The 12,224-nt window shown below is 67.5% G+C and carries 13 protein-coding genes; all 13 read left to right on the top strand.

The annotated features are described in order from the left end of the window. Positions 1–109: 109 nt before the first annotated feature. Positions 110–1,279, top strand: a complete 1,170-nt coding sequence (locus tag C4N9_RS20280) for a YbfB/YjiJ family MFS transporter (RefSeq protein ID WP_109535165.1) — start codon at positions 110–112, stop codon at positions 1,277–1,279. Between the two features lie 90 nt (positions 1,280–1,369). Further along, entirely contained in the window at positions 1,370–2,083 is a 714-nt protein-coding gene (locus C4N9_RS20275) for a cytochrome c biogenesis CcdA family protein (protein WP_109535164.1), read from the top strand. 19 nt (positions 2,084–2,102) lie between these two features. Next, positions 2,103–2,504: a thioredoxin family protein gene (locus C4N9_RS20270; protein ID WP_109535163.1), complete on the top strand. Its 402-nt coding sequence runs from the start codon at positions 2,103–2,105 to the stop codon at positions 2,502–2,504. Positions 2,505–2,656: 152 nt separating this feature from the next. Beyond that, positions 2,657–3,598 carry an aspartate carbamoyltransferase catalytic subunit gene (locus C4N9_RS20265; protein WP_109535162.1) on the top strand — a complete coding sequence of 314 codons (942 nt, stop codon included), beginning with the start codon at positions 2,657–2,659 and terminating at the stop codon, positions 3,596–3,598. Then, positions 3,595–4,161, top strand: coding sequence for a hypothetical protein (locus tag C4N9_RS20260; RefSeq protein WP_109535161.1), 567 nt, complete (start codon positions 3,595–3,597; stop codon positions 4,159–4,161). The genes C4N9_RS20265 and C4N9_RS20260 overlap by 4 nt, the downstream gene beginning before the upstream one ends. A gap of 52 nt (positions 4,162–4,213) precedes the next feature. Continuing rightward, a complete protein-coding gene (locus C4N9_RS20255) occupies positions 4,214–4,819 on the top strand; it encodes a hypothetical protein (protein ID WP_109535160.1) in 606 nt (201 codons plus the stop codon). Positions 4,820–4,903: 84 nt separating this feature from the next. Beyond that, positions 4,904–5,575 (top strand): hypothetical protein, encoded by a 672-nt coding sequence (locus C4N9_RS20250; RefSeq protein WP_109535159.1) that lies wholly within the window; start codon positions 4,904–4,906, stop codon positions 5,573–5,575. Between the two features lie 87 nt (positions 5,576–5,662). Next, entirely contained in the window at positions 5,663–6,472 is an 810-nt protein-coding gene (locus C4N9_RS20245) for a S49 family peptidase (RefSeq protein WP_109535158.1), read from the top strand. A gap of 13 nt (positions 6,473–6,485) precedes the next feature. Continuing rightward, on the top strand, positions 6,486–6,689 hold the full coding sequence (locus C4N9_RS20240) for a hypothetical protein (protein WP_109535157.1): 204 nt from the start codon (positions 6,486–6,488) through the stop codon (positions 6,687–6,689). Beyond that, entirely contained in the window at positions 6,686–7,624 is a 939-nt protein-coding gene (locus C4N9_RS20235; RefSeq protein ID WP_109535156.1) for a calcium/sodium antiporter, read from the top strand. The genes C4N9_RS20240 and C4N9_RS20235 overlap by 4 nt, the downstream gene beginning before the upstream one ends. Before the next feature lie 7 nt (positions 7,625–7,631). Beyond that, positions 7,632–8,414 carry an SDR family oxidoreductase gene (locus tag C4N9_RS20230; protein ID WP_109535155.1) on the top strand — a complete coding sequence of 261 codons (783 nt, stop codon included), beginning with the start codon at positions 7,632–7,634 and terminating at the stop codon, positions 8,412–8,414. Positions 8,415–8,703: 289 nt separating this feature from the next. After that, positions 8,704–10,563, top strand: a complete 1,860-nt coding sequence (uvrC, locus tag C4N9_RS20225; RefSeq protein WP_109535154.1) for an excinuclease ABC subunit UvrC — start codon at positions 8,704–8,706, stop codon at positions 10,561–10,563. Between the two features lie 76 nt (positions 10,564–10,639). Further along, positions 10,640–12,190, top strand: a complete 1,551-nt coding sequence (locus C4N9_RS20220) for a PAS domain-containing protein (protein WP_109535153.1) — start codon at positions 10,640–10,642, stop codon at positions 12,188–12,190. Positions 12,191–12,224 lie beyond the last annotated feature (34 nt).

The following is a 12,224-nucleotide window of genomic DNA, read 5'->3' as shown; positions in this document are numbered from 1 at the left end:
GCGGGCGGGTGCGCGCGGGGTTGTTGACGCCGGGGCGGCGCGCCACCATGCCGCTCTGCCGCCGCCGGGTGACTCCCGGCTGGCGGGTAAACACCGCGGAGGATCCCCGATGTCGCGCCCCGAGGCCAATCCCTGGCTGGTTCTGACCGGCCTGTCGCTGGGCGTTCTGGTCACGAATGGCTTCGGCCGCTTTGCCTATGGCCTGATCCTGCCCGCGATGCGCGCCGATCTGGACTGGAGCTATGCGCAGGCGGGCTGGCTCAACACCGCGAATGCGCTGGGTTACATCGCCGGGGCGGTGGGCACGATGCTGGCGCTGCGCCGCCTGGCCCCGGCGCGTTTGTTCGCCATCGGCCTGGCGGTCACGGCCTTGTCGCTGGTGGCGACGGGGCTTGTGCCCGCGCTGTGGTGGCAGAGCCTGTGGCGTTTCCTGACCGGGCTGTTCGGCGCGCTGTCCTTTTCGACCGCCGGCGCGCTGGCCGCGCGGCTCTGGGCCGGGGATCCGCGCCGCAATGCGCTGGGGATCGGCATCCTGTTCGGCTCGGGCGGCGGTTCGGCCATCGTTCTGTGCGGCGCCACGCTGCCCGCGATGCTGAGCGGCTGGGGCGACGCCGCCTGGCCCTGGGCATGGCTGATCGTGGGGGGCTTGAGCCTTGCCTGCCTGCCGCTGGGCCTGTGGGCGGCGTGGCGGGCCCCCGCCGTGCCCCGGCGCAGCGCCGACGCCCCGCCCCTGCCGCTGAGGGCCATGAGCGCGCAGTTCCTGGGCTATGCCGGGTTCGGGCTGGGCTATATCGTCTATCTCACCTTCCTGTCGTCCTGGATGCGCGAACAGGCGGCGGGCACCCTGCAGGTGGCGCTTGTCTGGGTGCTGCTGGGCGGCTGCATCACCGTGTCGCCGCTTCTGTGGCGCGGGGTCTTCGCGCGCCATGCCTCGGGGCGCCCGCTGGCGCTGGTGCTGTGCGCCATCGCGGCGGGATCGGCGCTGCCGGTCCTTTGGGCGGGACCGGCGGGGCTCGTGGTCTCGGCGGCGGTCTTCGGGCTGAGCGTGTTCATGGCGCCGCCCGCGATCACCAGCTTCACGCGCCAGAACCTGCCGCCCGAAAGCTGGGGCAGCGCGATCAGCCTGTTCACCGTGGTCTTCGCGGTGGCCCAGACGCTGGGCCCCTATGCCGCAGGCTGGCTGGGCGACCGGACGGGCAGCATCGGCCCCAGCCTGCTGGCCGCTGCCGCGCTGTTGCTGCTGGGCGCACTGGCGGCGTCGCGCCAGAAGGCGCTGTGACCCCCCGTTCACGGATTTGTCATCGCCGCCCGGCAACGAACCGCGCCCCGGTTTCGTATCGCAGGGAAAGCCTTTCCCTTCGGAGCCCCGATGGACATTCTTTTCGGCTATCTCGCAGGCCTGCTGACGCTGCTCAATCCCTGCGTCCTGCCGGTGCTGCCGATCGTGCTGGCCACGGCCAGCGCCGGGGACCGGCGCGGCCCGCTTTTCCTGATGGCCGGCATGTCGGCCAGTTTCGTCCTGCTTGGCCTCGCGCTCGCCCGGCTCGGCCCCGCGCTGGGCCTGCGCCCCGAAAGCGTCGAGGGGGCCGCCGCGCTGGCGATGATCGGCTTCGGGCTGGTTCTGCTGGTGCCCGCCTTCAATGCCCGCTTCGCCACGGCCACCACGGGCCTTGCCGCGCGCGCCGATGCGGGATTCGCCCGGCTCGACCGCGCGCGCCCCTGGCAGATGGCGCTGGGCGGCGCGCTTCTGGGCGCGGTCTGGTCGCCCTGTATCGGCCCGACGCTGGGCGGCGCCATCGCGCTGGCCTCGACGGGCGACGATCTTGTCCTGGCCGGGGCGATCATGCTGGCCTTCGCGGCGGGCGTGTCCAGCATCATGCTGGCGCTGGCCTATGGCGCGCGCGAGGCGCTCGCCCGCCGCGCCGCCCTGCTGCGCCGCCTCTCGGCCCGCGCCAAACCGGTGATCGGCGTCAGCTTCGTTCTCATCGGCACCGCGCTCTGGTTCGGCCTGCACAAACGGCTCGAATTCTGGGCGATTGAGACGCTGCCCGACTGGTTCAACGACCTCTCCATCCTGATCTGACCCCCGAAAGGAGCCCCCCATGCAACGACGCGATTTCCTGGCCCTCACCGCCGCCGTCTCGCTGATGCCGATGGCCGCGCGCGCGCAATTCGTCGCCTACACGCCCGGCCTGGCCGAAGAGGCGATGGCGCGCGGCGACCGGATCATCCTCGATTTCTACGCGACGTGGTGTTCGACCTGCGCGCGCCAGCAGCGCGTGATGGAGGAGCTTCGCGCGCAGAACCCGGCCTATGACCGGAACCTCACGCTGATCCATGTCGACTGGGACGAGTACGGCGACGGCGAGCTCTCGCGCCGCTTCAACGTGCCGCGCCGCTCGACCATCATCGCGCTCAAAGGCGAGCAGGAGCTGGGCCGCACCATCGCGGGCACCTCGGTCTCGGACATTCAGGCGCTGTTCGACCTGGCGCTGACCGCCTGACAGCCGCGCCCGTCTTTGTTCCACAAATATCCCGGGGGGTGAGCGCGTCAGCGCGAGGGGGGCGCGCCCCCCTCCCTGGTGCCCTCTTGCCCCGTCGCGCGGCGGTTCCTATACCGCGATCAGTCCGCCCCGGTACCGATCAGCGAGGCCCCATGACCTATACGCACCGCCATCTTCTCGGGATCGAGCCGCTGCACCCGGCGGAAATCACCACGATCCTCGATCTAGCCGAGACCTATGTCGAACAGAACCGCTCGGGCGACAAGCATTCCGATGCGCTGCGCGGGCTCACCCAGATCAACATGTTCTTCGAGAATTCGACCCGCACGCAGGCCTCGTTCGAACTGGCCGGCAAGCGGCTGGGGGCGGATGTGATGAACATGTCGATGCAGACCTCGTCGGTGAAGAAGGGCGAGACGCTGATCGACACCGCGCTGACGCTCAACGCCATGCATCCCGACCTGCTGGTCGTGCGTCACCCGCATTCGGGCGCGGTCGACCTGCTGGCGCAGAAAGTGAATTGCGCGGTGCTGAACGCGGGCGACGGGCGGCACGAACACCCGACGCAGGCGCTGCTCGACGCGCTGACGATCCGGCGCAAGAAGGGCCGCCTGCACCGGCTGACCATCGCCATCTGCGGCGATATCGCCCATAGCCGCGTGGCGCGCTCGAACCTGATCCTTCTGGGCAAGATGGAAAACCGCGTGCGGCTGATCGGCCCGCCCACGCTGATGCCCACGGGCGTCGCGGAATTCGGCTGCGAGGTCTATGACGATATGAAGAAGGGGCTGGAAGGCGCCGATGTCGTGATGATGCTGCGGCTGCAGAAAGAGCGGATGGATGGCGGTTTCATCCCGTCCGAGCGCGAATATTACCACCGCTACGGGCTCGATGCCGAGAAGCTCGCCTTCGCCAAGGACGACGCCATCGTCATGCATCCCGGGCCGATGAACCGCGGCGTCGAGATCGACGGCACGATTGCCGACGACATCAACCGCTCGGTCATCCAGGAACAGGTCGAGATGGGCGTGGCCGTGCGGATGGCGGCGATGGATCTGCTGGCGCGCAACCTGCGTGCCGCGCGCGCCGCATGACGGGCGCGGCCGCCGGGACCGATGACCAGGCGGGCTGGCAGTCCCGGCTGGAACCGGGCGAGACGCTGTTATGGCAGGGCCGCCCCGACGGGCGGCTGGTCTTCGTCTGGCGTCACGCGATCGAGGCGGTTGTGGCGCTGGGCTTCGGCTTCGGCATGCTGATCCTTGTGGGGATGTTCGTCCTGCTGCTGCCACAGCTTGCCGCGATGGCGGTGTTGCCCGGCGTGGTGTTCTTCGGGCTGGTGGCGTTCTTCCTGGGGCCCTGGCTGCATCTGCGCGACGCACGGCGCCGGCGCAACACGCGCTACGCGCTGACCACCCGCCGCGCCATCATCGCGCGATCCGACCGCACGGGGCGGGTCACGGTGCAAAGCTACCCGATCTCGGCGGACTCGCCCATCGGCACCGCTTGGAACGGCGTCACCTTCGCCCGCGCACGGGTGCGCAGCGGCGGGCGCAGCCACGATGTCGATATCGGTTTCGAGCGGATCGGCGACGCGGCCAGGACGGTCCACGATCATCTTCTGGCGATCAAGCGCGGCCTCGTCGCCGAGCGGACTTGATCGACGCGCGACCGCGCGCGAACATGGATGCCCGATCCCGAAGCAGGCAGACATGACGAACTCTTCCCCCGAATGGGACGGCTTTCTCGAACCCGGCGAACAAATCCTGTGGCAGGGACGCCCCGGCACCGGGATCATCTGGCGCGACATCGCTCAGGCGCAGTCGCGCATCGGCCTGTTCGTGCTGGGCATCACCACGATGTTCCTTGCTGCCGCGCCGTCGATCCTGCCGCCCCTGTCAGCGGGCTGGCTGCAGGCCGGGCTGGCGGTGGCGATCTGGCTTGTCATCGGCCTGGTCTGGCTGGGGGCGCTCTATTTCGCGCTGGGACGGCTGGCGCTTGATGCCTGGATCCGGCGGGGGACGTGGTACACGCTGACCGACCGCGCGGCCATCGTCGCGATCGATATGTTCGGGCGCCGGATGCTCAGGCGCTACGGCATGGATGAGATGCGCGGCATCGCGCTCGAGCCGGGGAAGCGGGGGGGCCCGGGCAATGTCTGGTTTGCGCAAGACAGCGTCACCTATACGACCCGCTCGAGCCAGGGCGTGAATGTCCGCCGGCATACCGAGTATCAGCGCGTCGGCTTTCGCCGCATCGACGGGGCCGAGACGGTCTATGCGCTGATGGCGCCGCATCGCAAGGCCGTGAACGGCTGAGCAAGCCGCGCTTTGCGCTTGATCGCCTGCGCGCTTCGCGACATCGTCGCGCGATATTTGCGTTCCATTTCAGTGAGACGATTGATGAGCAAGGTTCCGGCGGGCTGGGAAGGGATCCTCGACGAGGGGGAACAGATCCTGTGGCAGGACCGCCCCGATGGCCGCTTGCGGCCGGGCGATTTCTTCGGCTTCAAGCTGGTCTTCGCGATCTTCTTTACCGGTTTTGCCGTGCTCTGGATCGCCGGCGCCCGCTGGATGTCGCCGACCGACGGCTTCGACCTGTTCCCGCTCTTCGGCGTGCCCTTCGTTCTGGTCGGGCTCTACATGATGATCGGCGCGCCGATCTGGGAGGCCCATGTCCGGCGCAACACGTGGTACACGCTGACCGACCGCGCGGCCTTCATCGCCACCGACCTGCGCGGCAAGCGCAAGCTCGAGCGCCACGGTTTCGAGGACATGAACGCGCTGTCGCTGGCCGAGGGCAATCCCGGCACCGTCTGGTTTCGCCGGCAAACCTCCAGCTACACGACCACGACGCCGCATCGCAGCCTGCCGGGCCCCGGCGTCGTTCCCGGCATGCCGGGCGGTGTGGGCGGGCGCCACCGGCGGACCCGGACCACGACGACCTACAAGGGGTTCGAACGGATCACCGATGCGCGCCGGGTCTACGGGCTGTTGTTGCGGGCGAAGGCCGCGCGCGAGGAAGCGGCCAGCGCGGGGAAGGATGCAGGCGACGATACCGGGCGGGGCGATTGACCCACCTGCCCGGCGCGGCGGAAAATTCCCCGGGCCGCGCGACGGCAGCCCTTGCTGGGGGGGCGCCCCGCCCCTACATCGGGGAGCATGAAATACGCCCTCTCCCTGCCCGCGCGCCTGACGCAAAGACCGCCGCGCGTCAATCTCGTACGCCTTCAGGGCATGATCGCGGCAGGGGGCCGGGGACGGCTGTCTGACGAAAGCACGGCTCCGCTTCTGCAACGTGCCTTCAAGACCGGCAAGCCGCGCGCGGTGGGGCTCCTGATCAACTCGCCCGGCGGCTCGCCGGTGCAATCGGCGCTGATCGGAGCCCGCATCCGCCGCCTGAGCGAGGAAACCGGCGTGCCGGTCCATGCCTTTGTCGAGGATGCGGCTGCCTCGGGCGGGTACTGGATCGCCTCGGCGGCCGACGACATCACCTGCGACGCGGCCTCGATCCTGGGCTCCATCGGCGTCGTCGCGGCGGGGTTCGGGCTGGATCAGGCCATTGGCAAGCTCGGCATCGAGCGCCGCGTGCATACCGCCGGGCGCTCGAAAAGCCAGCTCGACCCGTTCCGCCCGGAAAACCCCGACGACGTGGCGCGGCTCAATGACCTGCTCGAACAGATGCACGGCGTGTTCATCGACCATGTGAAAGCGCGCCGCGGCGCCAAGCTGAGCACCGAAACCGACCTGTTCGACGGCCGCTTCTGGCTGGGCCATCAGGCGGTGCGGCTGGGGCTGGCCGATGCCATCGGCCATGCCAGCCCGGTGCTGAAGGCGCGCTATGGCGAAAAGACCCGGTTCCGCGTCTTCGGCCCGCGCCGGCGCCTTTTGTCGCGCCTGGGCCTGTCGCTGGCGCAGGACGCGCTGGGCGGAATCGAGGAAGCGGCGCTCTGGGCGCGGCTGGGATTGTGAGGGCAGATCCGGCATGATCATCCGCGTCGTCATCCTGTTTCTTCTGTTCATCCTGGCGATGGGGATGATCCAGAAGGCGCTGCGCCCGAAGAACCGGCTGGGTGACGGACGCCCGCGCGCCGCTCTGGACCGGCTGCGCTGCCCGACCTGCAAGCGCGTGAACCTCGGCACCTCCTCGCAGCCCTGCGAGCGTCCTGACTGCGGAAACCTGAAATGATCCTTGATATCGGCATGATCGTGGCCGGCCTCGCCCTGTTGGTCGTCGCCGGCGATTTCCTTGTGAAAGGCGCTGTGAACCTGAGCCTGAAGCTGGGCGTGCCCGCGCTGATCGTGGGCCTGACGGTGGTGGCCTTCGGTACCTCGGCACCGGAATTGCTGGTTTCGGTCGACGCCATCCTGGACGGCGTGCCCGATCTTGCGCTGGGCAATGTCGTGGGCTCGAACATCGCCAACATCCTGCTGGTGCTGGGCATCCCCGCGATCATCGCCGCCGTCCCCGTGGCACGCTCGCTGATGTCCGATTTTCTGACGATGATGGGCGCGACGCTGCTGTTCATCCTGCTGGCGTTCCTGGGTCCGATCACGTGGATCCACGGGCTGGTGTTGCTGGCGGGGCTGGGGCTGATGCTGTGGCACAGCTATGCCCGGGCCAGCGCGCATCGCCGCAGCGCCTCCGAGGCCGACGACCTGGAAGGCGTCGAAGAGGGGATCTCGGGCCTGAAGATCGCCATCTACCTGTTGGGCGGCATCATCGGCCTGCCGGTGGGCGCGAACCTGCTGGTGGCGGGTGCCACCGATGTCGCCACCGCGCTCGGCGTGTCCGAGGCGGTGATCGGCCTGACGCTGGTGGCCATCGGCACCTCGCTGCCGGAACTGGCGACGACCGTCGCCGCCGCGTTCCGCCGCGAGGCGGGGGTGGCGATGGGCAATGTGATCGGCTCGAACATCTTCAACCTTCTGGCGATCATCGGCATTGCCTCGTTCTTCGGCGATATGCCGGTGCCCGAAACCATGCTGCGGGTGGATCTGTGGGTGATGCTGGCCTCGTCCGCGCTGTTGGGAATTTTCGTCGTGACCGGGCGCAGCATTGGGCGGATCGCTGGCGTTCTGCTGATCGCGGCCTATGTGGCCTATGTCGTACAGATGTTCTGAGGATAGCATGAACGGACGGGCATTGATTACAGGGGCGGGTCAGCGGCTGGGGGCCGAGATGGCGCTTTACCTCGCCGGGCGCGGCTGGGACGTGGCGCTGCATTACGCGACCTCGCGCGACGGGGCCGAGGCCACGGCCGAAGCCTGCTGTGACAAGGGCGTGAAAGCGGTCACGCTGCAGGCCGATCTGCTGGACGAGGACGAAACGCAGGCGCTCTTGCCCGCCGCCGCCAAGGCGCTGGGGGGGACGCTGTCGCTTCTGGTCAACAATGCCTCGATCTTCGAATACGACACCCTGAGCAGCGCCACCCGCAAGGGCTGGGACCGTCACATGGAATCGAACCTGCGCGCGCCTTTCGTGCTGACGCAGGCTTTCGCGGCGCAGGCCGCCCCCGCCGGCACCGACGCGCAGGGAGAGCCCCTGCCCACCGGGCTGATCGTCAACATGATCGACCAAAGGGTGCAGAAACTGACACCCGAATTCATGACCTACACGCTGGCGAAAATGGGGCTCTGGGCGCTGACCCGGACCTCGGCGCAGGCGCTGGCGCCCGCGATCCGCGTCAACGCGATCGGTCCCGGCCCGACCATGCGCGGCGCCCGCCAGACCGAGGACCACTTCGCCCGACAGCGCGCCAACACCGTCCTGGGACGCGGATCCGACCCCGAGGATATCTGCACCACGCTGGGCTATCTGCTGGATGCAAAGGCCGTCACAGGGCAGTTGATCTGCGTTGATGGCGGCCAGCATCTGGGCTGGAAAACCCCCGATATCCTGGGCGTCGAATAAGCCTTTGCGGTGGCCCCTGCGTCAGCTTGTCCACCGCGCGCGGCGCTGTCACAAACACGTCACCAAAACTTTAAGAATTTCAGGGGGTTGGCGCGGGAAAGATTTTTTGCAAGCAATATCAAAGCCTTGCAAAACCGCCTAAATAATAGGCACATCACGGAATGCCCAGCGATACAAGGGTTTCTCGCCTTTGCCCGCAGGCTCTTCACAGCCTTATCCACAGATTCCGTGGAAAGCTTTGCGCTTGTATTCCGGCGCAGTACACTTGCAGCAAGAGCAGAATCATCTCATGACCGACACGCCTGACATCCCGGAGCTTACGGGCCACGCGCTGATCGCCAGCTACGTCCGTACGCTGGACGGATCGCCGGGGGTTTACCGCATGCTCGATGCCGAGGCGCGGGTGCTCTACGTGGGCAAGGCGCGCAACCTGAAGGCCCGGGTGTCGAATTACGCACGCCCGTCGGGGCATTCGGGCCGGATCGCGCGGATGATATCGGAAACGCGGTCGATGATGTTCCTCACGACCCGGACCGAGACCGAAGCGCTGCTTCTGGAACAGAACCTGATCAAGCAGCTCAAGCCCGTCTACAACGTGCTTTTGCGCGACGACAAAAGCTTTCCCAATATCCTGATCGCCAAGGACCACGCCTTTCCGCAGATCCGCAAGCATCGCGGCAAGCGCACGTCCAAGGGCACCTATTTCGGCCCCTTCGCCAGCGGTTCGGCGGTGAACCGGACGCTCAACCAGCTGCAGAAGGTGTTCCTGCTGCGCTCCTGCACCGACAGCGTTTTCGCCAACCGTTCGCGCCCCTGCCTGCTCTACCAGATCAAGCGCTGCGCGGGTCCCTGTGTGAACCTGATCACGCCCGAAGCTTACCGTGATCTCGTGTCCGATGCCGAGCGGTTCCTGTCCGGCAAGACCTCGCATATCCAGGGCGAGCTGGCGAAGGAAATGCAGGACGCCTCGGAGGCGATGGAATTCGAGCGCGCGGCGGCCTTGCGCGACCGGATCCGCGCGCTGACCGCCGTGCAGCAATCGCAGGGCATCAACCCGCAGGGCGTCGAGGAAGCCGACGTCGTGGCGCTGCACCTGGAAAAGGGGCAGGCCTGCGTGCAGGTCTTCTTCATCCGCGCGAACCAGAGCTGGGGGAATGCCGATTTCTATCCGCGCACCGGCGCCGGCGCGGAAGAAGGCGAGATACTCGAAGCCTTCCTTGCGCAATTCTACGACGGCAAGCCCCCGCCCCGGCAGATCCTGCTGTCGCATCCCATCGACAACGAGGACCTGATCCACGAACTCCTCAGCGCCCGCGCGGGCCGCAATGTCGCGCTGACCATCCCCAAGCGCGGCGAAAAGGCCGAGCTGGTCGAGAACGCTTTGCGCAATGCGCGCGAAAGCCTGGGCCGGAAGATGTCGGAAAGCGCGGCGCAGTCGCGGCTGTTGCGCGGTCTGGCCGAGGCATTCGGCCTCGATGAGCCGCCGCAGCGGGTCGAGATCTATGACAACTCGCATATCCAGGGCGCGCATTCGGTGGGCGCGATGGTGGTCGCGGGGCCCGAAGGCTGGATGAAGAACCAATACCGCAAGTTCAACATCAAGACCGCGCCAGGCGACGATTTCGGCATGATGAAAGAGGTCCTGACGCGCCGCTTCGAACGGCTGCTGAAAGAAGATCCCGGCCGCCAGACGCCCGCCTGGCCCGATCTCTTGCTGATCGACGGCGGCGCGCCGCAGGTGTCGGCGGTGGCCGAGGTGATGACCAGCCTCGGCATCGACGACGTGCCCTTCGTGGGGGTGGCGAAGGGGCTCGAGCGCGACCTGGGGCGCGAGGAATTCCACCGCCCGGGCGAAAACCCGTTCGCGCTGCAGCGCAACGACCCGGTTCTCTATTTCATCCAGCGCCTGCGCGACGAGGCCCACCGTTTCGCCATCGGCACCCACCGCGCGGCGCGGGCGAAGACCACGACCAAGACGCCGCTCGACGAGGTTCCAGGCATCGGCGCCGCGCGCAAGCGGGCGCTTCTGGCCCATTTCGGCTCCGCCAAGGCGGTCAGCCGCGCGGGGCTGAGCGATCTGCGCGCGGTCGAGGGGATTTCTCAGGCGATGGCCGAGACGATCTACAATTTCTTTCACACGGGCGAGTGAAGCGCGGCGCCGGTAACGGGTTCGAAAGGTTCGGGCGCGATGCTGGGGGCGTTGGCTTTCCTCATTGCGTGCGCTCATGTCACAGACACCGACCTCCTCCAGCTTCGCGCAGGCCGCGCGCGATTCCGGGCAGGACATGCCCTTCGACACCGAAGAACTGATCTATTCGCGGACCAATGAACGCGGCTTGATCCAGGCGGCGAACAACGTCTTCCGGCGCCTGTCGGGCTATGACTGGCGCGAACTGGTCGGCGCGCCGCACAAGATCGTGCGCCATCCCGACATGCCCAAGGGGTTCTTCCATATCTTCTGGCAATGCCTGAAAGCGGGCGATCCCGCGGTGGGCTACGTCAAGAACCGCTCGCAGGACGGGCGCTATTACTGGGTCCTCGCGGCCGCGATTCCCTGTGAAGGGGGCTATTTCTCGGTCCGGATGAAGCCTTCCTCGCCGCTGTTCCACACGATTCGCAGCGAATACGCCAGGCTCAGGCGCCGCGAAGAGACGGAGAATCTGAGCGCGGAAAAATCGGCCGAGCTGCTTCTGGAACGGCTGCACGACATGGGATTCCAGTCCTATGCCGAGTTCATGAGCACCGCCCTGCAACGCGAAACCACCGCGCGTGACCAGGTGCTGAACCGCAGCGCCGACAAGACCGCGACCCATCTGACGGAGCTGGTCGGCGCCCTGTCCAAGGCGCTGCAAGAGCAGACGCGGCTGGTGAAACTGTTCGACAGCCTGAAGCTGCTGCCCGTCAACATGCGCCTGATCGCCGCCCGTCTGGAACCGCAGGGCGGGCCGATCAGCCAGATCTCGATGAACTACAAGACCTCGTTCGACAATATCTCGGAACGGCTTACCAATTTCGTCACGGGCGAGCAGAATATCTGCGGCCGCATGGATTCCGCCGTGCGCCGGGCGCTGATCCTTGCCAATTGCGCGCGACTGCATCTGGAAATGTCGGAACATATCCGCCGCCCGCCCCCCTCTTTCGACGGTGACGAACAGCGCCGCGAGCATCTGATCGTCCAGCAACTGGGCACCGAAAGCGAAACCAAGGTCGAAGCCTCGCTCGATGAGGCGGGCAAGATGGCGACCCAGCTGATCGCCTCTGCCTTCGAGATCCGGCGGCTTGTGCTGGGGCTCGACACGATCCGCATTCTCGGGCGGGTCGAAAGCCGGCGCGACGACGTGTTCGAAGCGGCGTGCTCGGCAACGCTGGACCAGATCGACAACGTGCAGTCGGAAATCACCGAAAGCCTGCAAAGCCTGTCCAGTCTGGCCGTCGCGATCCAGACCAGCCTGTCGATGATCACCGCCTCGCGCCTCGAATCCGCCGCCGCCGCCGAAACAGCCGCCGGCAACCGGAGCGTGACGGCGCGAACAACGGCACCGACATCTGCCGGGAAGGGCGCGGGTTCATCGGCGACACGCAGCCCCGCATCGGGTGCCCCAGCAGGCCTGGGCGCAGCGGCACGGGCCGATCCGGGCGCGCGCGCCGATGCGCGTTCCGGCAGGGTACCGGGCCCGGATCACCCGGGGCGTGGCCGCGAACCGGACGCCGGGCGTAATGCGGGCCGCGTCCCCCACCCGGCGGACGACGACGCATCCGAATACGCCGCGGAATAGGCCCCTTCCCCACGCCTCGTGCATGGGCTACCAA

The organism is Pararhodobacter marinus, from assembly GCF_003122215.1.
In the GTDB taxonomy this organism is placed as follows: Bacteria; Pseudomonadota; Alphaproteobacteria; order Rhodobacterales; family Rhodobacteraceae; genus Pararhodobacter; species Pararhodobacter marinus.
Note: the sequence above shows the minus strand (reverse complement) of the source record. Positions and strands in the feature narration are given on the sequence as shown.